Source organism: Pseudomonas sp. P1_F1_2, from assembly GCF_056405815.1.
On the sequence record NZ_JBFUBK010000038.1, the window covers coordinates 1 to 23,869 of the forward strand.

Here is a 23,869-nt window from a genome sequence, read left to right on the forward strand (position 1 = left end):
GTGGGAACGCCTCTTAGGACGCTCTGCGTCCACTGTGACGCGGAGCGTCACGGGATACATTCCCACGCAGAGCGTGGGAACGATCAATCACTTACTCTTCTTCTTTCTCTTTGACTGGCGCAGGCGGCGGACGCAGACCGATTTCTGCGGTCAACTTGAGTTCCTTGCCGTTACGCATCACCTGAACCGTGACCTTGTCGGTCGGTTTGATCCGCGCGACCTGATTCATGGAGCGGCGACCGTCGCCGGCCGGTTCGCCGTCGATGCTAAGTATTACGTCACCCAGTTGCAGGCCGGCCTTCTGCGCCGGACCGTCACGGAAAATCCCCGCGACCACAATCCCCGGACGCCCCGACAGACCAAACGACTCGGCCAGTTCCTGAGACAGCGGTTGCACTTCAATCCCGAGCCAGCCACGAATCACCTGGCCGTGTTCAATGATCGACTTCATCACTTCCATCGCCAGTTTGACCGGGATCGCGAAACCGATGCCTTGCGAGCCGCCGGACTTGGAGAAGATCGCGGTGTTGATGCCGGTCAGGTTGCCGTTGGCATCCACCAGTGCACCGCCGGAGTTGCCGGGGTTGATGGCGGCGTCGGTCTGGATGAAGTCTTCATAGTTGTTCAGGCCTAGCTGATTACGCCCGGTGGCGCTGATGATGCCCATGGTTACGGTCTGGCCGACACCGAACGGGTTGCCGATGGCCAGCGAGACGTCGCCGATGCGGATGTTGTCGGAACGACCGATGGTGATCGACGGGAGGGACTTGAGGTCGATCTTCAAGACCGCGAGATCGGTTTCCGGATCGCTACCGATCACTCGGGCCAGGGTTTCACGACCGTCCTTGAGCGCCACGACAATCTGGTCGGCACCGGTGGTCACGTGGTTATTGGTCAGGATGTAGCCTTCCGGGCTCATGATCACGCCGGAGCCCAGGCTCGATTCCATGCGCTTTTGCTTGGGCGAGTTATCACCGAAGAAGCGGCGGAACTGTGGGTCTTCGAACAGCGGATGATTGGGTTTGTTGATGACTTTGGTGGTGTACAGGTTGACCACGGCTGGCGCGGCGGTGACCACGGCGTCGGCATAGGACACCGGCCCCTGTTGCACGCCGGTCGTTTGCGGTGCTTGCTGCAAATTCACGTCTAGGCTCGGAAGCCCGACCCACTGCGGGTAACGCTGAATTATCAAAAGAGCGATAAGCACGCCAGCCAACAGCGGCCAGCCGGAAAAACGCAGCGCCTTGAGCATTAAGCACGTCCTGAAAGGTTGCAGGCGGTATGAGACCGCCCATAATGTCGCGCATTATACGAGGCCGAGCACGCCTCTGAACGGGATATTTAGGAGTCTTTTATGGCCGTCGCCCTGAGCACCCTGGTTGAAGAAGCCGACCGTTACCTCTCCAGCGCCAAGATTGCTGATTACTGCCCCAACGGTTTGCAGGTCGAGGGCCGGCCGCAAGTGATGCGTATCGTCAGCGGTGTCACCGCCAGCCAGGCGCTGCTGGACGCCGCCGTCGAAGCTCAGGCCGACCTGGTACTGGTGCATCACGGCTATTTCTGGAAGGGCGAGAACCCGTGCATCACCGGCATGAAGCAGCGTCGGTTGAAAACCTTGCTCAAGCACGACATCAGCCTGTTGTCCTACCATTTGCCGCTGGATCTGCACCCGGACGTGGGCAATAACGTGCAATTGGCCAGGCAGTTGGACATTACGGTCGAAGGGCCGCTGGATCCGGACAATCTGAAAGTCGTCGGCCTGGTCGGCTCGTTGAGTGAACCGATGACGCCGCGTGATTTCGCCCGCCGTGTCCAGGAAGTCATGGGCCGCGAGCCGCTGCTGATCGAAGGTAGCGAGATGATTCGCCGGGTTGGCTGGTGCACCGGTGGTGGCCAGGGGTACATCGATCAGGCGGTGCTCGCCGGTGTCGACCTGTACCTCAGTGGCGAAGCCTCCGAGCAGACGTTCCACAGCGCGCGGGAAAACGACATCAGCTTCATCGCCGCCGGCCATCACGCCACCGAGCGTTATGGCGTGCAGGCGCTGGGGGACTATCTGGCGCGAYGCTTTGCGCTGGAACACATCTTCATCGATTGCCCCAATCCCATCTGATGACCTGCCTCCCTTGTAGGAGCAAGGCTTGCCCGCGATAGCGATCTCAAGGACGCCATCGCCGGCAAGCCGTGCTCCTACAGGAGATCGCCATTCACCAGCCCAAACGAGGGGGTATATTCATATACCCTTTCGATCTAGTTGGCGTCCTGATTAGAAGAGGTCGCTGTGCTAGGATTCCTCGCTCGAACACGGCCCGCTGGCCGTCCATAAGATCGTTTTCGTGAGTAGCCATGGTCGACAAACTGACGCATCTGAAACAGCTGGAGGCCGAAAGCATCCACATCATCCGCGAGGTCGCCGCCGAGTTCGATAACCCGGTGATGCTGTACTCCGTCGGTAAAGACTCCGCCGTGATGCTGCACCTTGCGCGCAAGGCATTCTTCCCGGGCAAACTTCCGTTTCCGGTGATGCACGTCGACACCCAGTGGAAGTTCAAGGAAATGTACGCGTTCCGCGACCGCATGGTTGAAGAACTCGGCCTTGACCTGCTGGTGCACGTTAACCCCGATGGCGTCGCGCAGGGCATCAACCCGTTGACCCACGGCAGTGCCAAACACACCGATATCATGAAAACCGAAGGCCTCAAGCAGGCTCTCGACAAGTACGGTTTCGACGCCGCTTTCGGTGGTGCCCGTCGTGACGAAGAGAAGTCCCGTGCCAAAGAGCGCGTGTATTCCTTCCGCGACACCAAGCACCGCTGGGACCCGAAAAACCAGCGCCCGGAGCTGTGGAACGTCTACAACGGCAACGTCAACAAGGGCGAATCGATTCGCGTGTTCCCGTTGTCGAACTGGACCGAACTGGACATCTGGCAGTACATCTACCTCGAAGGCATCCCGATCGTGCCGCTGTATTTCGCCGCCGAGCGCGATGTCATCGAGATGAATGGCACCTGGATCATGATCGACGACGATCGCCTGCTCAATCACCTGAGCGATGAAGACAAGGCGCGTATCGTCAAGAAGAAGGTCCGTTTCCGTACGCTGGGCGACTACCCGTTGACCGGTGCGGTCGAGTCCGAGGCTGTCACGCTGACCGACATCATTCAGGAAATGCTCCTGACGCGAACTTCCGAACGCCAGGGCCGGGTCATCGATCACGATGGCGCAGGCTCGATGGAAGAAAAGAAACGTCAGGGTTATTTCTAAGGGGTTGTCATGTCGCACGTATCTGATTTGATCAGCGAGGACATCCTCGCCTACCTGGGCCAGCACGAACGCAAGGAAATGCTGCGCTTTCTGACCTGTGGCAACGTCGACGACGGCAAGAGCACCCTGATCGGGCGCCTGCTGCACGACTCCAAGATGATCTACGAAGATCACCTGGAAGCCATTACCCGCGACTCGAAGAAAGTTGGCACCACCGGCGATGACATCGACCTGGCATTGCTGGTCGACGGCCTGCAGGCCGAGCGCGAGCAAGGCATCACCATCGATGTCGCCTACCGGTATTTCTCCACCGCCAAACGCAAATTCATCATCGCCGACACCCCCGGCCATGAGCAGTACACCCGCAACATGGCCACCGGTGCGTCTACCTGTGACCTGGCGATCATCCTGATCGACGCCCGTTACGGTGTGCAGACCCAGACCCGTCGCCACAGCTTCATCGCCTCGTTGCTGGGTATCAAACACATCGTGGTGGCCGTCAACAAGATGGACATCAATGGCTTTGACCAAAGCATCTTCGAGTCGATCAAGGCCGATTACCTGAAGTTCGCTGAAGGCATCGCCTTCAAGCCGACCACCATGGCCTTCGTGCCGATGTCGGCCCTCAAGGGCGACAACGTGGTGAACAAATCCGAGCGCTCGCCGTGGTACACCGGCCAGTCGCTGATGGAAATTCTGGAAACCGTCGAGATCGCCAGCGATCGCAACTACACCGATTTGCGTTTCCCGGTGCAGTACGTCAACCGTCCGAACCTGAACTTCCGTGGTTTCGCCGGCACCCTGGCCAGCGGCGTTGTGCACAAGGGCGACGAAGTCGTTGTGCTGCCGTCGGGCAAGAGCAGCCGCGTGAAATCCATTGTCACTTTCGAAGGTGAGCTGGAGCATGCAGGTCCGGGTCAAGCGGTGACGCTGACCATGGAAGACGAGATCGACATCTCCCGCGGCGATCTGTTGGTACACGCCGACAACCTGCCGCAAGTGACTGACGGCTTCGACGCCATGCTGGTGTGGATGGCCGAAGAGCCAATGCTGCCGGGCAAGAAGTACGACATCAAGCGCGCCACGACATACGTGCCGGGTTCGATCACCAGCATCGTCAACCGCGTTGACGTGAACACCCTGGAAGAAGGCCCTGCCAGTGCCTTGCAACTGAACGAGATCGGTCGGGTCAAGATCAGTCTCGACGCGGCCATCGCGCTGGACGGTTACGCGAGCAACCGCACCACCGGTTCGTTCATCGTCATTGATCGCTTGACCAATGGCACCGTCGCCGCTGGCATGATCATCGCTCAGCCAGTGGCGCCGGGCAGCAGCACGCATCACGGCAAACTCGCACACGTCGCCACCGAAGAACGCGCCCAGCGCTTCGGCCAGCAACCGGCCACCGTGTTGTTCAGCGGCTTGTCAGGCGCTGGCAAAAGCACCCTGGCCTACGCGGTTGAACGCAAGCTGTTCGACTTGGGCCGTGCAGTGTTTGTGCTCGATGGCCAGAACCTGCGTCACGACCTGAACAAAGGTCTGCCACAGGACCGCGCCGGGCGTACCGAGAACTGGCGTCGTGCCGCGCACGTTGCGCGTCAGTTCAACGAAGCCGGTTTGCTGACCCTGGCGGCGTTCGTTGCCCCAAGTGCCGAAGGGCGTGAACAGGCCAAGGAACTGATCGGCAAAGAGCGTCTGCTGACGATTTACGTCCAGGCCTCGCCGACCGTGTGTGCCGAGCGTGATCCACAAGGCCTTTACGCGGCGGCTGGCGACAACATCCCGGGCGATTCCTTCCCGTACGACGTGCCGCTGGATGCCGACCTCGTGGTCGACACCCAATCGTTGTCGCTGGAAGAAAGCGTCAAGCAAGTGCTGGACCTGCTGCGTCAGCGCGGCGCGATCTAAGCGCTAAACGCAAAAAAGAAACCCGCCGATGAGTGATCATCGGCGGGTTTTTTTGTGTCCCCAAGATCGCCATCGCGGGCAAGCCTTGCTCCTACGGATTTCGGGTGGCCGCGCCATATGGCACGACGAAAAACTGTAGGAGCATGGCTTGCCCGCGATGAGGCCCTTCCGGAACCTGGTTCACTTGGCCGGATACTCCCGATGCATCTGCTCCAGCAACGCATCCTTGTCCAGCCACAGCTGATTGATCCAGCCCTGAAACTGCAATCGGTAATCGCCGTCCTGATCGTAATTCTTGCCAATGTACTGCGGCGGGATTTTCAGTTCCTGAAAATGCACCACCACGTCCGCCACGTTCCCGCACAACAGGTCCCAAAAACCGGGACGCCCCGCGGGGTAGTGGATGGTCACATTGACGATGGATTCGAGTTGCTCGCCCATGGCGTCCAGCACAAAGGCAATGCCGCCGGCCTTGGGTTTGAGCAGGTAGCGAAACGGTGATTGCTGCTGCGCGTGCTTGGCCTTGGTGAAGCGCGTGCCTTCGACAAAGTTGAAAATCCCCACCGGATTATTGCGAAACTTCGCGCACGTCTTGCGGGTGGTTTCCAGGTCTTTGCCTTTCTTCTCCGGGTGCTTTTCCAGATAGGCCTTGGAGTAGCGCTTCATGAATGGAAAGCCCAGCGCCCACCAGGCCAGACCAATGACCGGCACCCAGATCAGCTCCTGCTTGAGAAAGAACTTCAGCGGTTGGATACGTCGGTTGAGCACGTATTGCAGCACCAGAATGTCGACCCAGCTCTGGTGGTTACTGGTGATCAGGTAGGAATGTTGATAGTCCAGACCTTGCAGGCCGCTGAGGTGCCAGCGCGTGCGGCGGACCAGATTCATCCAGCCTTTGTTGAGGCTGATCCAGGCTTCATGGGTATGGCTCATCAACCAGCCCGCAATCCGCTGCGTGAAGGCAAACGGCAAAACCTTGACGAGTGCCACGCAGAACAGAAAGGAGCAGAGCAAAATCGTGTTCAGTGCCAACAACAACGATGCAATCACGCCGCGCACGGCGGCAGGCAGGAAATCCAGCATTTAAACATCCATAGGTCGGTTGGCAGCCTGGATCGCGGTCAACGCGATGGTGTAGACGATGTCGTCGACTTGCGCACCGCGCGGCAGGTCGTTCACCGGTTTGCGCAGGCCTTGCAACATCGGGCCGAGGCTGACGCAATCGGCGCTGCGCTGCACGGCTTTGTGGGTGGTGTTGCCGGTGTTGAGGTCGGGGAACACGAACACTGTGGCGCGACCGGCGACCTGACTGTTGGGGGCCAGTTGTCGGGCCACCGTTTCGTTGGCGGCGGCGTCGTACTGCAGAGGGCCGTCGATCAACAGCGAGTTTTGCTGCTCGTGGGCGAGCAACGTTGCTTCGCGCACTTTCTCGACTTCTTCGCCGCTGGCCGATTCACCGCTGGAGTAGCTGATCATCGCCACGCGCGGGGTGATGCCGAACGCGGCCGCCGAGTCGGCGCTTTGCAGGGCGATCTCGGCCAGTTCGATGGCGCTCGGGTGCGGGTTCATCACGCAGTCGCCGTAGACCAGCACTTCTTCAGGGAACAGCATGAAGAACACCGACGACACCAGCGTGCAGCCCGGCGCGGTTTTGATCAGTTGAAGGGCCGGTCGGATGGTATTGGCGGTGGAGTGGATGACACCGGACACGAGACCGTCGACTTCATCCAGCGCCAGCATCATGGTGCCGATCACAACAGTGTCTTCCAGTTGCTGCTCGGCCATCGGTGCGTTGAGGCTTTTGCTTTTGCGCAGGGCAACCATCGGCTCGACATAGCGCTCGCGGATCAGGTCCGGGTCGAGAATCTCCAGCCCGGGTGGCAGCTCGATGCCTTGGGCGCGAGCGACGGCTTCGACGTCCGCCGGTTTGGCCAGCAACACGCAACGGGCAATGCCACGCGCCTGACAGATCGCTGCCGCTTGCACGGTCAGCGGCTCGCTGCCTTCTGGCAGCACGATGCGCTTGTTGGCAGCCTGGGCGCGCTGGATCAATTGATAGCGGAATACGGCGGGCGACAGGCGCATCTCACGCGGGGTACCGCAGCGCTGGTGCAACCAGTTGGCGTCGAGGTGGCTGGCGACGAAGTCGGTAATGATCTCCGCACGCTCGCGGTCATCGATAGGAATTTCCTTGTTCAAGCCATTGAGCTGGTTGGCGGTGTCGTAGGAGCCGGTGCTCACCGACAACACCGGCAACCCCGCCTGCAAGGCGCCACGGCACAGGTCCATGATGCGCGGGTCGGGCAGGGTGTCGCTGGTCAGCAGCAGGCCGGCCAAGGGCACGCCGTTCATGGCCGCGAGGCTGACGGCCAGGATGATGTCATCGCGGTCGCCGGGGGTGACCACCAGCACGCCGGGCTTGAGCAGTTCCACGGTGTTGCGCATGGTGCGGGCGCAGATGATGATTTTGGTCATGCGCCGGGTTTCGTAGTCACCGGCATTGAGAATCTGCGCGCCCATCAGATCAGCCACATCGCGGGTGCGCGGGGCGTTCAATTCCGGCTGGTACGGGATGCACCCCAACAGGCGGAAATCACCGCTGCGCAGCAATGGCGAGTGTTCTTTCAAGCGCGTGGCGAAGACATCCATGCTTTCGTCGGTCTTGACCTTGTTGAGGATCACGCCGAGGACTTTCGGGTCTTTTGGGCCGCCGAACAATTGCGCCTGCAATTCCACGCGCCCGGAGAGCTCGGTCAGCACTTCGTTTTCCGGTGCCGAGACCAGGATCACATCGGCGTCGAGGCTTTTCGCCAGGTGCAGATTCACCCGTGCGGCGTAGCTGGCGCTGCGGGTCGGGACCATGCCTTCGACGATCAGCACGTCTTTGCCGACAGCGGCTTGCTGGTAGAGGGTGATGATTTCTTCGAGCAACTCATCGAGTTGACCATCGCCGAGCATGCGCTCGACATGCGCCAGGCCCAGCGGTTGCGGTGGCTTCAAACCGTGGGTGCGCGCTACCAGTTCGGTGGAGCGTTCCGGCCCGGTATCACCCGGATGGGGCTGGGCAATCGGTTTGAAAAAGCCGACCTTGAGACCGGCACGCTCAAGCGTGCGCACCAGCCCGAGGCTGATAGACGTCAGACCCACACCAAAGTCGGTGGGCGCGATAAAAAAAGTTTGCATGCGAATTCTCTAAGGGTGCATGGCAATGGCGATCATCTATATCTGACGATCTGCCGCAATTCAGTCGCCAAGGTTATCGCTAACCGAGCCTTGTGCGCACCAACCGCAATCAAAGGGCTGGCCTATTTTTTCAATACGTTGCGCGGGGTCCTGCACCCAGGCACGCGATTGCCACGGCGGCTGGTGACGCAGGTGCTGGGTGTGGCCGCAGGAAAGCTCGGCCACCCAATGCCCGTCCTCATCCTGATGGAAACCTGTGACCGTTACGCCCTGCGCCGCGAACCTTCCGTCCGGGTTGTGTTCGCTTTCGCGCGATTGCTTCGCTAAACTTGGCCTTTCATCATTCTTATGCAAAAGGTCTCGCCCCATGCTGATCGCCGCCAATAAGGCTGTCTCCATCGACTATACCCTGACCAACGACGCTGGTGAGGTCATCGACAGCTCCGCCGGCGGCGCGCCGCTGGTCTACCTGCAAGGCGCAGGCAACATCATCCCGGGCCTGGAAAAGGCTCTGGAAGGCAAAACCGTTGGCGACGAGCTGACCGTAGCCGTTGAACCTGAAGACGCTTACGGCGAATACGCTGCCGAACTGGTCAGCACCCTGAGCCGCAGCATGTTCGAAGGCGTTGATGAGCTGGAAGTGGGCATGCAGTTCCACGCTTCCGCTCCGGACGGCCAGATGCAGATCGTCACCATTCGCGATCTGGACGGCGACGACGTCACCGTTGACGGCAACCACCCGTTGGCCGGTCAGCGCCTGAATTTCCAGGTCAAGATCATCGACATCCGTGATGCCAGCCAAGAAGAAATCGCTCATGGTCACGTCCATGGCGAAGGTGGCCATCACCACTGATTTTCTGCGCTAAGCTCAGAGTACTGGAGAGGCGCCCTAGGGCGCCTTTTTAGTCCGCGGCTGTCCTTGGCGGCATTGCCAAGTGGCTGTTTCGAGAAGAACACGGGAATTTGGAGTTCGTCATGAGTGCTTTTCACGACCTTAAGTTGACAGCCCTGGATGGACAAGACCTACCGCTGGCGCCCTTCAAGGGGCAAGTCGTGCTGGTGGTCAACGTCGCCTCCAAATGTGGCTTGACCCCACAGTACGCGGCGCTGGAAAACCTTTATCAGCAGTTCAAAGCCAAAGGTTTCAGCGTTCTGGGTCTGCCGTGCAACCAGTTTGCCGGGCAGGAGCCGGGTTCCGAGCAAGAGATCCAGGAGTTTTGCAGCCTCAACTATGGCGTGACTTTTCCGTTGTCCAGCAAGCTGGAAGTCAACGGTCATGAGCGTCATCAGTTGTATCGCCTGCTGGCGGGCGAGGGTGCGGAATTCCCGGGTGACATTACCTGGAACTTCGAAAAATTCCTGCTGGGCAAGGACGGTCGTGTGCTGGCGCGGTTTTCCCCGCGCACGGCGCCGGATGATCCGACGATCGTTCATGCGATCGAAAAAGCGTTGAGCTGAACTCACAAGAAACGCAGCCTCGGCTGCGTTTTTTTATKCCTGCCTTTTGACCCTTAATCACCCAGATCAATAGTGCTGTGCATCGCTGGCAACTCCGCATATTATCGTCGTCATAAAATTACGTCCCGTCGATATCGTTTTCGTGGAGTGCCCCATGTCCGTCAAAGCCTTGTTCAAACCGTTCCACCTCGGCACCCTTGAGCTGCCGACCCGCGTTGTCATGGCGCCGATGACCCGTTCGTTTTCGCCGGGTGGCGTACCCAATTCCAAAGTGATCGAATACTACCGTCGTCGTGCTGCGGCCGGCGTGGGTCTGATCATCACCGAAGGCACGACCGTCGGCCACAAGGCGTCGAACGGCTACCCCAATGTGCCGCATTTCTACGGCGATGCCGCATTGGCCGGCTGGAAGAAAGTGGTCGATGCGGTCCACGCCGAAGGCGGCAAGATCGTTCCGCAACTGTGGCATGTCGGCAGTGTGCGTCGTATTGGCACTGAGCCGGACGCCAGCGTCCCGGGTTACGGCCCATCGGAAAAATTGAAGGACGGTCAGGTCGTGGTTCACGGCATGACTAAACAAGATATCCAGGACGTGATCGCCGCGTTCGCTCAAGCGGCCAAAGATGCCCAGAGCATTGGCATGGACGGCGTGGAAATCCATGGCGCCCACGGCTATCTCGTGGACCAGTTCTTCTGGGAAGGCAGCAACCAGCGCACCGACGAATACGGCGGTAGCCTGGCCAACCGTTCACGGTTTGCCATCGAGCTGATTCAGGCTGTGCGTGCAGCGGTCGGCGAAGGTTTCCCGATCATCTTCCGCTTCTCGCAGTGGAAACAGCAGGATTACACCGCGCGCCTGGTGCAAACCCCGCAAGCGTTGGGTGAGTTCCTCAAGCCATTGTCCGACGCTGGCGTGGACATTTTCCACTGCTCGACGCGCCGTTTCTGGGAGCCGGAATTCGACGGTTCCGAGCTGAACCTGGCCGGCTGGACCCGCAAACTCACGGGCAAGCCGACCATCACCGTGGGCAGCGTTGGCCTGGACGGCGAGTTCCTGCAGTTCATGGTCAACACCGACAAGATCGCTCAACCGGCCAGTCTGGAAAAGCTGCTGGAGCGTTTGAACAACGACGAATTCGACCTGGTGGCCGTGGGGCGCGCATTGTTGGTCGACCCGGACTGGGCGCAGAAAGTACGCGACGGTCGTGAAGAAGACATCCTGCCGTTCAGCCGCGAAGCGTTGATGTCGCTGGTTTAAGCAGCGACCGCACTGACGCTATCGCGGGCAAGCCTTGCTCCTACGGTTCTTTGTCGAATACCAATGTGTGAATCGACACAACACCGTAGGAGCAAGGCTTGCCCAAGATGCTTTTAAGGCAAAAACGCTGCATCGGGTAGGGGTTGCCCCTGCATGCAAGCCCCGCGCAACTGCCCTTCAAACTGCTCGATAATCGCGGCCCAGCCCTGGCGACTCGCATGCTGGCGCGCATTGAGCCGCACACACCGCAAGGTTTCGCGCTCTTCCAGCAACCACGCCGCAGCATCACAAAAGGCTTCTTCATCCCCCGGCATCGCCAGCACGCCGTTGTAGCCATGGCGGATATGCTGCGCCGCTGCCGCCTGGTCGTACGCCACCACGCCCAATCCCGACGCCAATGCTTCAAGCACCACATTGCCAAAGGTTTCGGTCATGCTTGGAAATAGAAATACGTCCCCCGATGCGTAATGACTGGCCAGCGCCTCACCGCGTTGTGAGCCACAGAAAACCGCCTCGGGAAGGTCCTGCTCCAGCGCTGCTCGTTGTGGGCCGTCACCGATGACGATCAAGCGTATGTTGCGCTGTGGATAAGTGGCTTTCAGCGAGTCGAAACTGCGTTTGAGCAAGCCCAGGTTTTTCTCGGGAGCCAAGCGCCCGACATGAATGACCGCAATGTCATCCTCGGCCAAGCCCCACTGTTCGCGCAGCGATACCTGCCTTTTGCTCGGATGAAACAATTGGCTGTCGACACCCCGGGAAAGCAAGGCCAGACGCTCGAAATGTCGGCGTTCAAGCTCCAGTCGCTGACTGGGGCTCGGCACCAGGGTCAGGGTCGAGCGGTTGTGAAACCAGCGCAGGTAGTGCGTCAGCAAACGAGTCAACAACCCGAGCCCGTATTGGCTGGAGTACTGCTGAAAGTTGGTGTGAAAGCCGCTCACCACCGAAATCCCCAATCGCCGTGCTGCGCGTAATGCGGACAAGCCCAGAGGCCCTTCGGTGGCGATGTACAGCACGTCGGGGCGATGACGCGTCCAGCGCCTCAACAGTTTATGCATCGACGACTGGCCCCATTGCAGGCCGGGATAGCCCGGTAGCGGCCAGCCTCGACACAACAGCAAATCATCGTCACTGCTCAACTGCTGATCCCCCCCCTGGCGAGGCCGCACCAATTCCACCTGGTGCCCGCGCGCGCGCAAACCGTCGCACAAACGGCCAAGGGTGTTGGCCACGCCGTTGATTTCCGGAGGGAATGTTTCGGTGATCAGAGTGATATGCAGAGCTGTCGTCATGACCTCAGTGTCGGCTGAGGCCATGTCGTCATTGTGGCGCTTTGATGATGGATTTGTGACTCGGTCAGCGCTGGGCCACCAGATTTTCCGCCCCGCGCTCACGCACCCAGAACAGCGTCGCCCCGGCCACGGCGGCCGGCATCATCAAAATGTTCACCACCGGGATCAGCAGCACCAGATACACGCTGCCGCCGAAACTCATGCTCTGCCAGCGCTTCTGCCGCAGCCAGGCGAGCATTTCATTCCAGCCGAGTTTGTGGTTATCCGCCGGGTAGTCGATGTACTGGATCGCCATCATCCACACCCCGAACAGTAGCCACAGCGGTGCTGCAATGATGTTCACCACCGGGATGAAGGACAGGATAAACAGCCCGATTGCCCGTGGCAGGAAGTAGCCGAGTTTGCGCATTTCCCGGGAGAGGGTGCGCGGGATCATGGCGATCAGTTCGCCCCAGCTGAAAGTCGGGAAGTCGTCGGTGCCACGCACCACCACTTCGACTTTCTCCGCAAGGAAGCCATTGAACGGCGCGGCGATGACGTTGGCGAGCATGGTGAAGGTGAAGAACACCATCAACACCACCAGCACCACAAAAATCGGCCAGAGGATGTAGCTGAGAAAACTCAGCCAGTCGGGTAGGGTCGGCATCAGCGTATCGACCCACAGACTGAACTGATGGCCGGCCAGATAAATCAATCCGACGAACAGCACCAGGTTGATTGCCAGCGGCAACAAGACAAACAAACGCAGGCTGGGGCTCAGGACCAGCTTGAGGCCTTCGCGCAGGTATTGCGGGCCGGACAGGGCGGGTGCGGGCATAACGTGCTCCGGGCAGAGGGAAACGCGCCGACCTTACCGGCTTTGTCGGAAGGGGGAAAGCGCGGTCGCTGAATCGACATTCACTGTAACAAAGACGTTTATATAGTCGCTGCGGTGGGATAGAGACCACCTATGAGCTGGATTGTTAAACCGTATTTCCTTAATCTTCGCCCCCTCGATACGCTGCACCCAATCTTTTTGCAGGACTGTCGAACTCAAGCCTTCCCCAAGGTAACCACGGTCCTTTTTTATTCCCGCCGGCAACCCGGCGTTCCGCGCCTGATGTTCAGGGCCGGTCAACAGGAGCAGGTCATGTCTGAAGTCCGTCATTCGCGAGTGATTATTCTCGGTTCCGGCCCTGCCGGTTACAGCGCTGCGGTCTACGCCGCCCGTGCCAACCTCAAGCCACTGCTGATCACCGGCATGCAGGCCGGTGGTCAACTGACCACCACCACCGAAGTCGACAACTGGCCGGGCGACGTCCACGGCCTGACCGGCCCGGCGCTGATGGAACGCATGAAAGAACACGCCGAGCGCTTTGAGACCGAGATCGTTTTCGATCACATCAATGCCGTGGACTTTGCTTCCAAGCCTTACACCCTGATCGGCGACAGCGCAAAGTACACCTGCGACGCGCTGATCATCGCCACCGGTGCCAGCGCTCGCTACCTGGGCCTGCCGTCCGAAGAAGCGTTCATGGGCAAAGGCGTTTCGGCCTGCGCGACCTGCGATGGTTTCTTCTATCGCAACAAGCCGGTGGCTGTGGTCGGCGGTGGCAACACCGCGGTTGAAGAAGCGCTGTACCTGGCCAACATCGCCAGCACAGTGACCCTGATCCACCGTCGTGAAACCTTCCGCGCCGAGAAGATCCTGATCGACAAGCTCAATGCCCGGGTTGCCGAAGGCAAGATCATCCTGAAGCTGAACGCCAACCTGGACGAAGTACTGGGCGACAACATGGGCGTCACCGGTGCACGCCTGAAGAACAACGATGGCAGCTTCGACGAACTGAAAGTCGACGGCGTGTTCATCGCCATCGGCCACACCCCGAACACGTCGTTGTTCGAAGGTCAGCTGACGTTGAAAGACGGCTACCTGGTGGTGCAAGGCGGCCGTGAAGGCAACGCAACAGCGACCAGCATCGAAGGTATCTTCGCCGCCGGTGACGTGGCTGACCACGTTTACCGTCAGGCCATCACCTCGGCCGGCGCTGGCTGCATGGCCGCTCTGGACACCGAGCGTTACCTGGACGACCTGCAGAACGCCAAGTTCTGAGATCGTTGAAATGAAAAACCGGCTTCGCAGCCGGTTTTTTTATGCCCGCGATTCAGTGACCAATCAAAGAACCTGTAGGAGTGAGCCTGCTCGCGATAGCAGTTAATCATTCAGCATTGATGTTGACTGACACTCCGCCATCGCGAGCAAGCTCGCTCCCACAGGGATTTTGGGTTCAGGCCAATTTGTTCAGGCACGCTTCAAGAATATCCAGGCCTTCCTCCAGCACCGCCGCTTCGGTGGTCAATGGCGCCAACAGTCGAATGATATGGCGCGACTTGCCGCTGGGCATCAGCAGCAAACCGGCGTCTCGCGCCAACGCCAGCAGTTGCGTCAACTGGGCGGGTGCCGGTGTGCCATCGGCATGGGCCAGTTCAATTCCGCGCATCGCGCCAACACCGGTCAAACGACCCAGATACGGTGAAAGTTTGCTGTCGCACCAAGCTTTGTAGCGGCTGACAATCGCTTCTTCCTGCTGCGCGCCCCAGGCTTGCAACTGTGTGTCGGTCATCTCATCCAGGGTCGCCAGCGCGGCGGCGCAGGCAATGGGGTTTCCCGAATAGGTGCCGCCCAGTCCGCCCTTGGGCAAGGTGTCGAGCAATGCCTTGCGCCCAACCACCGCACCCAGTGGTACGCCGCCGGCGATGCTTTTGCCCAGCAGAATCAGGTCCGGTTCGATGCCCAGCCGCGAGAACGCAAAACGCTGGCCGGTGCGGCCAAAACCGGACTGGATTTCGTCAGCGATCAGCACAATGCCCTTTTCATCACACAACCGTCGCAGCGACTGGGCGAACTCCACGTCCATCGCCAGGAAGCCTGCTTCGCCCTGTACCGGTTCGACGATGAAACACGCCACGTCATCAATGTCGATTTCGACGCTGAACAGGCGGTCCATGGCCTTCAAGGCTTCGGCGCAGGTCACGCCGTTGTCCTGGCTCGGGAAGGGCAGGTGATACACCGGCCCCGGCAATACGCCGACTTTCTGTTTGTAGGGCGCGACCTTGCCGTTGAGGTTCAGGGTGGCCAGCGTGCGGCCGTGGAAGGCGCCGTCGAACGCGATCACGGCGGTGCGGCCGGTGGCGCCGCGAACGATCTTCAGGGCGTTTTCCGCCGCTTCCGCGCCGCTGTTGGTGAGCATGCCGCTGACCGGATAGTCCACGGGAATGAACGCAGTCAGGCGATCCATCAGTTCGATGTAGGGCACATGCGGTGCTGCGTTGAAGGCGTAGTGGGTCAGCCGGGTGGCTTGCTCGCGAATGGCGTCGACGATGCGCGGGTGGCAATGGCCGAGGTTGAGTACGCCGATGCCGCCGACGAAGTCGATGTAGCGTTTGCCATCGGTGTCCCAGACCTCGGCATTTTTGCCGTGGCTGAGCGTGACAGGATGAACGATGTTGATCGACCGGCTGATGGATTCGCTGCTCATGGATGACCGACTCTGAAGAAGGGATGCTTCTTTTTATCTAAGCCGTGAGCAGCGCTGCCCGGCAAACGAAATAAAGTTGCCGGGTCAATCTTAAAAGTCGGGATGTGTTGTGGCTCTTGTAGGAGCGCGGCTTGCCGGCGATGGCGTCTCTGTGATCGCCATCGCGAGCAAGCTTTGCTCCCACAGAAAAAGCGTTTAGCGGCGAGTGAGCGGTTGCTGAGTGAACTTCACGCCGGCCAACCCATGGGCAATCAGTGCGCGGATATTGCCGTGATCACTGCCCTCAGGCGTTGCCACAACTGAGCGGTAGTGCTCGCCGAACGCCAGCAGCGCTTCTTCATCGCTCAGGCCTTCGAGCAGCGACAGGCCGAGCGTCTTGCACGAGCCTTCGTTCTGACCGGCCGCGTTTTCCACACCGCCGTTGTTGAATGCCTGAGGCTGGTAGTCGTAGCCGGCGGCGATGAACGCCAGGGTGTCGGCAAAAGCGTGTTCGCCGCTCTTGAGGCTGGCGCGCAGGGTGTTCAAATCACTCATTGGGTTTTCCTTTGGCAAACGCCGCCTGTTGTTCGGCGCTGGCTTCTTGCTGGTATTGGGCTTTCCATTCGGCGTACGGCATGCCGTAGACCACTTCGCGGGCGTCATCGAGGCTGACGTCGATCTGGCGTTCGTCGGCGGCGGCCTTGTACCACTTGGACAGGCAATTGCGGCAGAAACCGGAGAGGTTCATCAGGTCGATGTTCTGTACATCCTTGCGGCTGTCCAGATGGGCCACCAGCCGGCGAAAGGCGGCAGCTTCAAGTTCCAGGCGTTGTTGATCGTTCATGGCGAGCTCTGTCGGTCAAATCGTGGCGCGGATGATAAAAGTCTGACGGCCAATGCGCCAGACGCACTCAGCGGCTCGCCGCCAGGGTAATCGACACTGATTCGGCGAATCGCAGTGCATGAGGCTTGTCGACTTCAACCTCGGCGTACAGCACCGATTCGTTGGTCATTACCAGGTCCAGCAGTTCCTGGGTGAGCCGTTCGAGCAAGGCGAAACGATTGCCCTCCACGTGGGCAATGATCGCCTTGGTGATGGTGCGGTAGTTCAGCGCGTGATCGATATCGTTGTCGCGCACCGCTTCCTGGGCCGCATACAGGATGGTCAGGTTGATCAACACATCCTGCTTGTTGAGGATTTCATCCTCGTTGATTCCGATGTAGGTCCGCAGGCACAGGTCCTTGACCCGGATGCGCGCCATACCTGGTTGAAGTTGTGGCATTACGACTTGCTCCGTCCAATCAATTGCAGGAACTCCTGGCGGGTATTGCTCGACTCGCGGAAGGCGCCGAGCATCACTGAGGTGTTCATGGTCGAATTCTGTTTCTCGACGCCGCGCATCATCATGCACATGTGTCGCGCTTCGATGACCACCGCAACACCGGCGGCATTGGTCACCTGTTGTACTGCTTCGGCGATTTGCCGGGTAAGGTTTTCCTGGATTTGCAGGCGCCGGGCAAACATGTCCACCAGTCGCGCAATTTTCGACAGGCCCAACACCTTGCCCGTAGGAATATAAGCCACATGGGCCTTGCCGATGAAGGGCAGCATGTGATGCTCGCAGAGCGAGTACAACTCGATGTTGTCGACGATGACCATTTCATCATTGTCGGAGGCGAACAGCGCCCCGTTGACGATTTCTTCGACACTTTGTTCGTAGCCATGGCAGAGGTAGCGCATGGCTTTTGCCGCACGCGCCGGCGTGTCGATCAGGCCTTCGCGATCCGGGTTTTCACCGAGACCGATGAGGATCTCGCGATAGCTCTGGGACAGGGATAACGTCATGAAATATCCTCGCGAGGCCTCTTATTTGATGTGCCGTCCGCCGTTGACGGTCAGGGTGGTGCCGGTGACATACGGGTTGTCGAGCAAGTAGCGCAGGCTCTGGTAGATCACTTCGCTGCCGGGCTCAATGCCCAGGACGGATTTGGCCAGCGCCTTGGCGCGATAGGCCGCGTCGTCCTCGGGATTGAACATTAGCAGGGCGGGGGCGATACCGTTGACCTTGATTGTCGGCGCATATTTCGCGGCGAAGGACAGGGTAAGGCTGTCGAGCCCGGCTTTGCTGGCGCAGTAACCGATGTGCTGGCTACTGCCCTTGCGGGTCACGTCATCGCTGATGTGCACAATGTCTGCCGGAGTTGAGCGTTGCAGCAAGTCGGCACAGTGCAGGTTGATCAGGTAGGGCGCAAGCATGTGCACGCTGAACATGCGGCTGAAGGCTTCGGCCTCGGTGTCCGGCGTTTCGGCCAGCCATTCGGAAGCATTGTGGACAATCGCCCGCAGGCTGTCGGTATGGGTTTTCAGGTCGCTGATGAACGCGAGGATCCCGGCTTCAGTGGAGAAGTCGGCAAACACCGCGATGGCGCCCAGATCACGCAATGCCTGGACACCGGGGCGCTCGCTGCGGTAGCTGAAGATCACCCGATGGCCGTCTTCAATCAAACGCTGCGCACAATGCAGGCCGACACGCTGGCCGGCACCGGTGATGAGGATTGGGGCTGCGGAAGGGGTCATGAACGGCTCGCGTCGCGGTAAGAGCAAAACTATACCAGTGACGGGAGGCATGCACCTATTGTGGTAGTGAGCTTAGCGGTTTTGCGTGGACGGCCGGGCGGGCAACGGCCGTGTCGGTGTGGTGTTCAGCCAGTTGGCCAACAGGCGGGTCGACAAGGGAATGAAGAAGTAGACCATCAACGGCGTCAGGCACAACGTACTGATGAAAACCCGCGACAGCAGGCTCAGTTCGCTCAACAAAGGCCCCAGTACAAAGTTGAACAACAAGGACACCGGAAAGAATGCCAACCAGATCGCCACTGCCTGTTTCCAGCGTGGTGGGCGCTGTCCGACTGCGCCGAACCAGCCTTCAATGCCGCTGACCCGATGCTCGGTTGGATGGGCGAACAAATCGCTGCCACGGCCTAGCCATGCAGTACGCGAGGCGGAATGCTCCCAGGTGTGCAGGGTCTGCTCATCGGCAAAGCGGAAGATAATCTGGAACTCGTCATCACCGGCTGGCGGAGCGAGCACGCCAGAGCCGAGATAACCGGGAAAATCGGTGGCCAGTTGTTCGCCTTCGCGCAGCCAGGCAATCAGGTCTTGATAACGGCCATCGGCGACGCGACGCGCCACCATCAGCGTGACGGGGGAGGTAGACATTTTGTATCTCCGTAGGGCATTTGCGTTACACCGGATAGGCGTTTCGCCAGACGCAGCACCAGGGTGTCGGACTGCGTCTTGAGACAAGCAAGGATTATTCCTGAATCTGACCAATACACCAGAGACTTTCATGGTTTGCATGTGTTGAACATGCAGGGGGTAATGGAGTTAGAATGGGATCCAATTTTGCGCACCGGACGTACATCATCCAATGCCTGTCCTGACTGACGCTCCTCCTGCCGCTGAGGCAGATCCTTCCATCAATCGCGAAGAGCTGTTTCCCATTCGTGAGGTGGCGCGCCTGACGGGCATCAATCCCGTCACGCTGCGGGCATGGGAACGACGTTATGGCCTGATTCAGCCCACCCGCACCGAAAGTGGGCATCGGCTGTACTCGATGGTCGATGTCGAGAAGGTTCGCAGCATCCTTGGCTGGATTGACCGCGGTGTCGCGGTCAGCAAGGTTGGCAAGATTCTGGCCAGGACCGAACCTCCCAAGGCACTGGCGCAGTTCATTCCCAAGGAAGTCGTTCAGGCCGATTACGCCCATTGGCAGCAACAGGTCCAAGCGGCGGTGAGTTCCTTTGATGATGTTCAACTGGATCAAGTCTACGGGCAGATTTTTTCCACCTACTCCCAGGCAGTCGTTTTTCAGGACATTCTGATGCCGCTCTGGAAGTTGTTGTTACAACGCCAGGATCAATTCGGTTGCACCAGCGAATGGCTGTTTTTTGATGGGTTTCTGCGAGTTCGCGTATTGCAACGTTTGCTGCTGATGCGTAACGCGCAACCCCGGCGGGTGATCGTCAGTGCATTGGCAGGTCAGTGCCGAGAACTAGAGTTGTTGGTGGCCGCTCTGTTCGTGAGCAGTAATGAAATGGGGGTTCGGCTGCTGACGATTGGTCAGCCATTCGATGAGTTGCCGCTGGTATGCCAGCAGCTAAAACCGAAAGCGCTGGTGCTTTTTTCCAATCACGTGCCTTCAACTGATCTGCCACGACGGCTCAATCGTCTGGCGATGAGCCTGGATTGCCAGTTGTTTCTTGCCGGGGATACGTCGGAACTGGCTCAGGAAAGCCTGGCCGGTTCGTCGATTGGCTGTCTGGGCAATGAAGGCGCGGTGATGCGCCAGCGTCTGAAACAGTTCCTGGCGGGCAACCTCGATACCTGAGGTTCAGACATGCAACGCAGGGTGTGTCAGGCGATGCTGCTGAAGGATGAACTGGCGCAGGCGCTCGGTTTCATCTTTGTCGGACTGGCCCAGTTCATAGGCATAGAAACCGTGCTCGGTTTCACGCTCAAACGTGCCGCGCAACGCAATCCGTTCATAGCCTGAGGGGCTGAACCACAAGGCGAAGTGCTTGGGTGGTTTGGTCTTGTTGCGAACTTCCAGCAAAACCCCTTTGCAAGAGACTTCGTGCACATACATCGTGCCGGGCTGGCCTTTGGCATTCTCCAGCGCCACCGGCTCATCGAGCACCAGGCGCCAGGGTCGGACCATCGGCCCGTCTTCGTAAATGCTCGGCACACCCAAGCGCAAATGCAGCGCATGAAACTCGTCTTCCACCAGATGCAGCGGAAAGGTCATTTGCTGATTTTCAAAATTGGCCTGGATGGTGACTTGCTCATGAGCCGCGAGGCGCGTGAGCAAATCACGGATCTGCGATCCACCATTAACGAGCAAGCTCGACGTCGCATCCCGCACATTGAGTTGCGGGTTGTGTTGCATGGTCTGGATGAAGTCCAGTTCATCCTGGGTCAGGAGTGCGTCACGTTGCATGGCTTGCTCGAAAGTAGTAGTTACAAAGTCATTGGTGATTGTAGTTAATGACCACTAATTCGAAGTTTTGTTTGCACCGTTCGTCGCTTTCAGCGCAGCAAGTTCGGCGAGTGCCTCGGCCAGCTGTGTTTCCAGCTGTGCAACACGCTGCTGCGCTTTGACTTGAATCGTGACGTCTTTTTGCACCCCGACAAAATAAACCTGCCCATTGCCCGGATCTTTCACCGTCGAAAGCGACAGTTCGTTCCAGAAGGGCGTGCCGTCCTTGCGGTAGTTCCTGAGGATTTCCCGGCAGGAGCCTTTCGTGCTCAGCGCCTCGCGAATGGTTGGAAGCGCTTGCTGATCCCGATCGCCTGACTGCAGGAAACGGCAATCCTGGTAGAGGATCTCCTCGCTGGTGTACCCCGTCAGGTGTTCGAACGCCGGGTTGACGTAAATCAGGATGTTGTCCTGGTCGCCTTCCTTTTCTGCAATCACGATGCCGTCGTTGGAAGCGTTGATTGCCATTTGCAGCAGTTGAGCATTGATCATCGGAGAATCCTTTCCGGTTTGATTGAGCCTGCATTCTAAAAGAACAATACAGGTCGTGCTGTTAATATCCGGTCTTTCACTCAGTTTCAGGATCAGATTGATGAAAGTCGCCATCCTTTCCGGCTCGGTCTACGGCACGGCTGAAGAAGTTGCCCGTCACGCCGCGAATATTTTGAAAGCCGCCGGTTTCGAAACCCTGCACAACCCGCGTGCGTCACTGGCCGATGTCCTGGCTTTCGAACCGCAAGCGTTTCTGGCGGTGACATCGACCACCGGCATGGGTGAATTGCCGGACAACCTGCAACCGTTGTATTCGATGATTCGCGATCAATTGCCCGCAGCATGGCGCGGTCTGCCGGGAGCAGTCATCGCCCTGGGCGATGCGAGCTATGGCGATACTTTCTGTGGCGGCGGCGAACAAATGCGCGAACTGTTCGGTGAACTGGGGCTGCGCGAAGTGCTGCCGATGCTGCGTCTGGACGCCAGCGAAACGGTGACCCCGGAAACCGACGCCGAGCCGTGGCTGGCGGAATTGGTCAGCGTTTTGCGCTGAAGATGAAGCTCGTCATACTTCTGACGAGATCGCTGAATCTGTTCACTACAGGGTTACCAGCGTCGGTCCTTTGACATGGATCCAAGCTCATTGCGTCACTGACTCGCACGGCCATCAAGCTGGCTGCCAATGCAACTACACGAAGCCCGGGGGCTGACTAGACTGGTGTAACGACAGCACAACAATAAGAACAGGAGGTCTTGCCGTGAATGTTGCCCCCGTCCAGTCGCCCCACAGTGTCAGAGATAAGGTCAGCGCCGCCGAATGGCAAACCCGCGTCGATCTGGCCGCCTGTTATCGTTTGGTCGCCGCCCATGGCTGGGACGACCTGATCTTTACGCACATCTCGGCCAAGGTGCCGGGCACTGAAGACTTTCTGATCAACCCGTTTGGACTGATGTTCCATGAGATCACTGCATCAAGTCTGGTGAAGGTCGATCAAGCCGGCAACAAACTGATGGACAGTCCCTACGAGATCAATCCCGCCGGTTACACCATTCACAGCGCCGTGCATGAAGTTCGCCACGATGTGGTCTGCGTGCTGCACACCCATACGGCGGCCGGCGTGGCGGTGTCGGCGCAGAAGCAGGGCATTTTGCCGATCAGTCAGCAGTCCCTGTTTGTGCTGTCCAGCCTGGCTTATCACGCTTATGAAGGCGTTGCGCTGAACCATGAAGAGAAAGCGCGCCTGCAAGCCGACCTCGGTGAAAACAATTTCCTGATGCTGCACAACCACGGTCTGCTGACCTGTGGCAGCACCATCGCCGACACGTTCCTGATGATGTTTACCTTCCAGCGCGCCTGCGATATCCAGGTGCTGGCACAAAACGGCGGTGCCGAATTGATCGCCATCGAACCGCAGATTCTGGCGGGTGCCAAGGCGATGATTGCCGGTGTTACCAAAAGTGCTCAAGGGATGGGTGGCGCGCTGGCCTGGCCGGCGCTGCTACGCAAACTCGATCAACAAGACCCGGGTTATAAACTCTAATGCCACTCGCCGAGATCCCCCTGTGTGTCTGGCGCAAACGCGGCCAGACGTTCATCTTTCGTGGTCAGACTATCCGCTACTGGACGGCGGGGCAGGGTGAGCCGCTGTTGCTCATTCATGGCTTCCCGACCGCCAGTTGGGACTGGCATTACCTCTGGCAGCCACTGGCGCAGCGCTATCGGGTGATCGCGTGCGATATGCTCGGCTTTGGCGACTCGTCCAAACCGGTGGATCACGAATACAGCCTGCTCGAACAGGCCGACTTGCAGCAAGCATTGCTGGCGCATTTGAGCGTTACGCAGCCCGTGCATGTGTTGGCCCACGACTATGGCGACAGCGTGGCGCAGGAACTGTTGGCCCGGCATTACGAAACCGGCATTCACATTGCCAGTTGTGTGTTCCTCAATGGCGGCCTGTTTCCCGAAACCCATCGCCCGCTGCTGGCGCAAAAACTGTTGCTCAGCCCTTTGGGCTGGATGATTGGCCGCGCGTTCACGCGAGATGCGCTGGTGAAGAGTTTTCGGCAGATTTTCGGGCGGATGACCCGGCCAACTGAAAGTGAAATAGATGATTTCTGGAGTTTGGTCGAGAGCAATCACGGCCCGCGGATCATGCACAAGCTTATCGCCTATATTCCGGAGCGGCGTGTCCAGCGCGAGCGTTGGGTCGCGGCCATGCAACGCGGTGAAGTACCGCTGCGCGTCATTGATGGCGAGGTCGATCCGATTTCCGGCGCGCACATGGTCACACGCTATCGGGAGCTGATCCCCAATCCGGACACGGTCCTGCTGGCCGAGATTGGCCATTACCCGCAGACCGAGGCGCCGACGCAAGTGCTCAAGCATTACCTGGAGTTTCGCGATCGGCTGATTTTGCCGCCGCGCAGGGTCGCGTGGTCCTGATTATCCCCCTGCCTTATCGAGCACCATTCAGCCTCACC

General features: G+C 59.1%; 26 protein-coding genes. 11 read left to right on the forward strand and 15 right to left on the reverse strand.

All coding sequences use genetic code 11. The annotated features are described in order from the left end of the window. Positions 1 to 91: 91 nt before the first annotated feature. Positions 92 to 1,252: a Do family serine endopeptidase AlgW gene (gene algW, locus AC1D2P_RS13445; protein ID WP_109787876.1), complete on the reverse strand. Its 1,161-nt coding sequence runs from the start codon at positions 1,250 to 1,252 to the stop codon at positions 92 to 94. A gap of 102 nt (positions 1,253 to 1,354) precedes the next feature. On the opposite strand from algW, the gene AC1D2P_RS13450 reads away from it, so the two are divergent. From AC1D2P_RS13450 to cysN, 3 genes are all read left to right on the forward strand, one after another. Beyond that, the gene (locus AC1D2P_RS13450; protein ID WP_477811464.1) at positions 1,355 to 2,113 is read left to right on the forward strand and encodes a Nif3-like dinuclear metal center hexameric protein; all 759 of its coding nucleotides are present in this window, start codon (positions 1,355 to 1,357) and stop codon (positions 2,111 to 2,113) included. A gap of 233 nt (positions 2,114 to 2,346) precedes the next feature. Further along, positions 2,347 to 3,264: a sulfate adenylyltransferase subunit CysD gene (gene cysD, locus AC1D2P_RS13455; protein ID WP_077430871.1), complete on the forward strand. Its 918-nt coding sequence runs from the start codon at positions 2,347 to 2,349 to the stop codon at positions 3,262 to 3,264. Positions 3,265 to 3,273: 9 nt separating this feature from the next. Continuing rightward, the gene (gene cysN / locus AC1D2P_RS13460; protein ID WP_077430870.1) at positions 3,274 to 5,172 is read left to right on the forward strand and encodes a sulfate adenylyltransferase subunit CysN; all 1,899 of its coding nucleotides are present in this window, start codon (positions 3,274 to 3,276) and stop codon (positions 5,170 to 5,172) included. Positions 5,173 to 5,352: 180 nt separating this feature from the next. Here the strand turns inward: cysN and AC1D2P_RS13465 are convergent, their stop codons facing one another. From AC1D2P_RS13465 to AC1D2P_RS13475, 3 genes are read right to left on the reverse strand one after another with little or no spacing between them, the layout of a single operon-like run. Beyond that, on the reverse strand, positions 5,353 to 6,255 hold the full coding sequence (locus AC1D2P_RS13465; protein ID WP_109787877.1) for an acyltransferase: 903 nt from the start codon (positions 6,253 to 6,255) through the stop codon (positions 5,353 to 5,355). Beyond that, entirely contained in the window at positions 6,256 to 8,355 is a 2,100-nt protein-coding gene (gene pta / locus AC1D2P_RS13470) for a phosphate acetyltransferase (RefSeq protein ID WP_046026794.1), read from the reverse strand. It lies immediately after the preceding gene. A gap of 60 nt (positions 8,356 to 8,415) precedes the next feature. Further along, positions 8,416 to 8,754 carry a DUF3565 domain-containing protein gene (locus AC1D2P_RS13475; RefSeq protein WP_109787879.1) on the reverse strand — a complete coding sequence of 113 codons (339 nt, stop codon included), beginning with the start codon at positions 8,752 to 8,754 and terminating at the stop codon, positions 8,416 to 8,418. Here AC1D2P_RS13475 and AC1D2P_RS13480 point away from each other — a divergent pair. The 3 genes from AC1D2P_RS13480 to AC1D2P_RS13490 all read left to right on the forward strand — a co-directional run bounded on the left by AC1D2P_RS13480 (position 8,723) and on the right by AC1D2P_RS13490 (position 11,071). Further along, complete coding sequence (locus AC1D2P_RS13480; protein WP_008150718.1) at positions 8,723 to 9,208, forward strand: FKBP-type peptidyl-prolyl cis-trans isomerase; 486 nt, start codon at positions 8,723 to 8,725, stop codon at positions 9,206 to 9,208. The genes AC1D2P_RS13475 and AC1D2P_RS13480 overlap by 32 nt on opposite strands. A 122-nt stretch (positions 9,209 to 9,330) precedes the next feature. Continuing rightward, positions 9,331 to 9,813, forward strand: coding sequence for a glutathione peroxidase (locus AC1D2P_RS13485; RefSeq protein WP_046026793.1), 483 nt, complete (start codon positions 9,331 to 9,333; stop codon positions 9,811 to 9,813). A 154-nt stretch (positions 9,814 to 9,967) separates the two neighbouring features. After that, positions 9,968 to 11,071 (forward strand): NADH:flavin oxidoreductase, encoded by a 1,104-nt coding sequence (locus tag AC1D2P_RS13490; RefSeq protein WP_046026792.1) that lies wholly within the window; start codon positions 9,968 to 9,970, stop codon positions 11,069 to 11,071. Positions 11,072 to 11,184: 113 nt separating this feature from the next. On the opposite strand, the gene AC1D2P_RS13495 is transcribed toward AC1D2P_RS13490, so the two are convergent. Then, on the reverse strand, positions 11,185 to 12,384 hold the full coding sequence (locus AC1D2P_RS13495; protein ID WP_223523732.1) for a glycosyltransferase family 4 protein: 1,200 nt from the start codon (positions 12,382 to 12,384) through the stop codon (positions 11,185 to 11,187). Between the two features lie 40 nt (positions 12,385 to 12,424). Beyond that, positions 12,425 to 13,177, reverse strand: a complete 753-nt coding sequence (cysZ, locus tag AC1D2P_RS13500) for a sulfate transporter CysZ (protein WP_077430868.1) — start codon at positions 13,175 to 13,177, stop codon at positions 12,425 to 12,427. 312 nt (positions 13,178 to 13,489) lie between these two features. Here cysZ and trxB point away from each other — a divergent pair, with 312 nt between their 5' ends. After that, the gene (gene trxB / locus AC1D2P_RS13505) at positions 13,490 to 14,452 is read left to right on the forward strand and encodes a thioredoxin-disulfide reductase (RefSeq protein ID WP_109787881.1); all 963 of its coding nucleotides are present in this window, start codon (positions 13,490 to 13,492) and stop codon (positions 14,450 to 14,452) included. A gap of 175 nt (positions 14,453 to 14,627) precedes the next feature. Here trxB and AC1D2P_RS13510 read toward each other — a convergent pair whose 3' ends face one another. From AC1D2P_RS13510 to AC1D2P_RS13540, 7 genes are all read right to left on the reverse strand, one after another. Then, positions 14,628 to 15,878, reverse strand: a complete 1,251-nt coding sequence (locus tag AC1D2P_RS13510) for a 2-aminoadipate transaminase (RefSeq protein WP_477757729.1) — start codon at positions 15,876 to 15,878, stop codon at positions 14,628 to 14,630. Positions 15,879 to 16,073: 195 nt separating this feature from the next. Next, a complete protein-coding gene (locus AC1D2P_RS13515; protein WP_109787883.1) occupies positions 16,074 to 16,412 on the reverse strand; it encodes a HopJ type III effector protein in 339 nt (112 codons plus the stop codon). Next, positions 16,405 to 16,701, reverse strand: a complete 297-nt coding sequence (locus AC1D2P_RS13520) for a DUF1244 domain-containing protein (RefSeq protein ID WP_140666726.1) — start codon at positions 16,699 to 16,701, stop codon at positions 16,405 to 16,407. Before AC1D2P_RS13520 ends, AC1D2P_RS13515 begins: the two co-directional genes overlap by 8 nt. A 67-nt stretch (positions 16,702 to 16,768) precedes the next feature. After that, entirely contained in the window at positions 16,769 to 17,140 is a 372-nt protein-coding gene (gene folX, locus AC1D2P_RS13525) for a dihydroneopterin triphosphate 2'-epimerase (RefSeq protein WP_046026786.1), read from the reverse strand. Beyond that, positions 17,140 to 17,703 carry a GTP cyclohydrolase I FolE gene (gene folE / locus AC1D2P_RS13530; RefSeq protein ID WP_046026785.1) on the reverse strand — a complete coding sequence of 188 codons (564 nt, stop codon included), beginning with the start codon at positions 17,701 to 17,703 and terminating at the stop codon, positions 17,140 to 17,142. Before folE ends, folX begins: the two co-directional genes overlap by 1 nt. 21 nt (positions 17,704 to 17,724) lie before the next feature. Then, positions 17,725 to 18,435 carry a dihydromonapterin reductase gene (folM, locus tag AC1D2P_RS13535; RefSeq protein ID WP_109787884.1) on the reverse strand — a complete coding sequence of 237 codons (711 nt, stop codon included), beginning with the start codon at positions 18,433 to 18,435 and terminating at the stop codon, positions 17,725 to 17,727. A gap of 72 nt (positions 18,436 to 18,507) precedes the next feature. Further along, a complete protein-coding gene (locus AC1D2P_RS13540; protein ID WP_109787885.1) occupies positions 18,508 to 19,077 on the reverse strand; it encodes an antibiotic biosynthesis monooxygenase in 570 nt (189 codons plus the stop codon). A 211-nt stretch (positions 19,078 to 19,288) separates the two neighbouring features. Here AC1D2P_RS13540 and AC1D2P_RS13545 point away from each other — a divergent pair, with 211 nt between their 5' ends. After that, on the forward strand, positions 19,289 to 20,248 hold the full coding sequence (locus AC1D2P_RS13545; RefSeq protein ID WP_477757730.1) for a MerR family transcriptional regulator: 960 nt from the start codon (positions 19,289 to 19,291) through the stop codon (positions 20,246 to 20,248). Positions 20,249 to 20,251: 3 nt separating this feature from the next. Here AC1D2P_RS13545 and AC1D2P_RS13550 read toward each other — a convergent pair whose 3' ends face one another. Continuing rightward, the gene (locus AC1D2P_RS13550) at positions 20,252 to 20,857 is read right to left on the reverse strand and encodes a hypothetical protein (RefSeq protein WP_046026781.1); all 606 of its coding nucleotides are present in this window, start codon (positions 20,855 to 20,857) and stop codon (positions 20,252 to 20,254) included. 54 nt (positions 20,858 to 20,911) lie between these two features. After that, on the reverse strand, positions 20,912 to 21,388 hold the full coding sequence (locus tag AC1D2P_RS13555) for a PAS domain-containing protein (RefSeq protein WP_077430867.1): 477 nt from the start codon (positions 21,386 to 21,388) through the stop codon (positions 20,912 to 20,914). A 100-nt stretch (positions 21,389 to 21,488) separates the two neighbouring features. On the opposite strand from AC1D2P_RS13555, the gene AC1D2P_RS13560 reads away from it, so the two are divergent. The 3 genes from AC1D2P_RS13560 to AC1D2P_RS13570 all read left to right on the forward strand — a co-directional run bounded on the left by AC1D2P_RS13560 (position 21,489) and on the right by AC1D2P_RS13570 (position 23,831). After that, positions 21,489 to 21,941 (forward strand): flavodoxin, encoded by a 453-nt coding sequence (locus AC1D2P_RS13560; protein WP_477757731.1) that lies wholly within the window; start codon positions 21,489 to 21,491, stop codon positions 21,939 to 21,941. Positions 21,942 to 22,146: 205 nt separating this feature from the next. Beyond that, positions 22,147 to 22,929, forward strand: coding sequence for a class II aldolase/adducin family protein (locus AC1D2P_RS13565; RefSeq protein ID WP_046026778.1), 783 nt, complete (start codon positions 22,147 to 22,149; stop codon positions 22,927 to 22,929). Then, positions 22,929 to 23,831 (forward strand): alpha/beta fold hydrolase, encoded by a 903-nt coding sequence (locus AC1D2P_RS13570; protein WP_109787888.1) that lies wholly within the window; start codon positions 22,929 to 22,931, stop codon positions 23,829 to 23,831. Before AC1D2P_RS13565 ends, AC1D2P_RS13570 begins: the two co-directional genes overlap by 1 nt. Positions 23,832 to 23,869 lie beyond the last annotated feature (38 nt).

What these genes read in the sequence shown, in the direction of transcription:
- algW (WP_109787876.1), bottom strand. Translation starts at nt 1,252, where the DNA reads ATGCTCAAGGCGCTGCGTTTTTCCGGCTGGCCGCTGTTGGCTGGCGTG.
- cysD (WP_077430871.1), top strand. Translation starts at nt 2,347, where the DNA reads ATGGTCGACAAACTGACGCATCTGAAACAGCTGGAGGCCGAAAGCATC.
- cysN (WP_077430870.1), top strand. Translation starts at nt 3,274, where the DNA reads ATGTCGCACGTATCTGATTTGATCAGCGAGGACATCCTCGCCTACCTG.
- AC1D2P_RS13465 (WP_109787877.1), bottom strand. Translation starts at nt 6,255, where the DNA reads ATGCTGGATTTCCTGCCTGCCGCCGTGCGCGGCGTGATTGCATCGTTG.
- pta (WP_046026794.1), bottom strand. Translation starts at nt 8,355, where the DNA reads ATGCAAACTTTTTTTATCGCGCCCACCGACTTTGGTGTGGGTCTGACG.
- AC1D2P_RS13480 (WP_008150718.1), top strand. Translation starts at nt 8,723, where the DNA reads ATGCTGATCGCCGCCAATAAGGCTGTCTCCATCGACTATACCCTGACC.
- AC1D2P_RS13475 (WP_109787879.1), bottom strand. Translation starts at nt 8,754, where the DNA reads ATGGAGACAGCCTTATTGGCGGCGATCAGCATGGGGCGAGACCTTTTG.
- AC1D2P_RS13485 (WP_046026793.1), top strand. Translation starts at nt 9,331, where the DNA reads ATGAGTGCTTTTCACGACCTTAAGTTGACAGCCCTGGATGGACAAGAC.
- AC1D2P_RS13490 (WP_046026792.1), top strand. Translation starts at nt 9,968, where the DNA reads ATGTCCGTCAAAGCCTTGTTCAAACCGTTCCACCTCGGCACCCTTGAG.
- AC1D2P_RS13495 (WP_223523732.1), bottom strand. Translation starts at nt 12,384, where the DNA reads ATGGCCTCAGCCGACACTGAGGTCATGACGACAGCTCTGCATATCACT.
- cysZ (WP_077430868.1), bottom strand. Translation starts at nt 13,177, where the DNA reads ATGCCCGCACCCGCCCTGTCCGGCCCGCAATACCTGCGCGAAGGCCTC.
- trxB (WP_109787881.1), top strand. Translation starts at nt 13,490, where the DNA reads ATGTCTGAAGTCCGTCATTCGCGAGTGATTATTCTCGGTTCCGGCCCT.
- AC1D2P_RS13510 (WP_477757729.1), bottom strand. Translation starts at nt 15,878, where the DNA reads ATGAGCAGCGAATCCATCAGCCGGTCGATCAACATCGTTCATCCTGTC.
- AC1D2P_RS13515 (WP_109787883.1), bottom strand. Translation starts at nt 16,412, where the DNA reads ATGAGTGATTTGAACACCCTGCGCGCCAGCCTCAAGAGCGGCGAACAC.
- AC1D2P_RS13520 (WP_140666726.1), bottom strand. Translation starts at nt 16,701, where the DNA reads ATGAACGATCAACAACGCCTGGAACTTGAAGCTGCCGCCTTTCGCCGG.
- folX (WP_046026786.1), bottom strand. Translation starts at nt 17,140, where the DNA reads ATGCCACAACTTCAACCAGGTATGGCGCGCATCCGGGTCAAGGACCTG.
- folE (WP_046026785.1), bottom strand. Translation starts at nt 17,703, where the DNA reads ATGACGTTATCCCTGTCCCAGAGCTATCGCGAGATCCTCATCGGTCTC.
- folM (WP_109787884.1), bottom strand. Translation starts at nt 18,435, where the DNA reads ATGACCCCTTCCGCAGCCCCAATCCTCATCACCGGTGCCGGCCAGCGT.
- AC1D2P_RS13540 (WP_109787885.1), bottom strand. Translation starts at nt 19,077, where the DNA reads ATGTCTACCTCCCCCGTCACGCTGATGGTGGCGCGTCGCGTCGCCGAT.
- AC1D2P_RS13545 (WP_477757730.1), top strand. Translation starts at nt 19,289, where the DNA reads ATGCCTGTCCTGACTGACGCTCCTCCTGCCGCTGAGGCAGATCCTTCC.
- AC1D2P_RS13550 (WP_046026781.1), bottom strand. Translation starts at nt 20,857, where the DNA reads ATGCAACGTGACGCACTCCTGACCCAGGATGAACTGGACTTCATCCAG.
- AC1D2P_RS13555 (WP_077430867.1), bottom strand. Translation starts at nt 21,388, where the DNA reads ATGATCAATGCTCAACTGCTGCAAATGGCAATCAACGCTTCCAACGAC.
- AC1D2P_RS13560 (WP_477757731.1), top strand. Translation starts at nt 21,489, where the DNA reads ATGAAAGTCGCCATCCTTTCCGGCTCGGTCTACGGCACGGCTGAAGAA.
- AC1D2P_RS13570 (WP_109787888.1), top strand. Translation starts at nt 22,929, where the DNA reads ATGCCACTCGCCGAGATCCCCCTGTGTGTCTGGCGCAAACGCGGCCAG.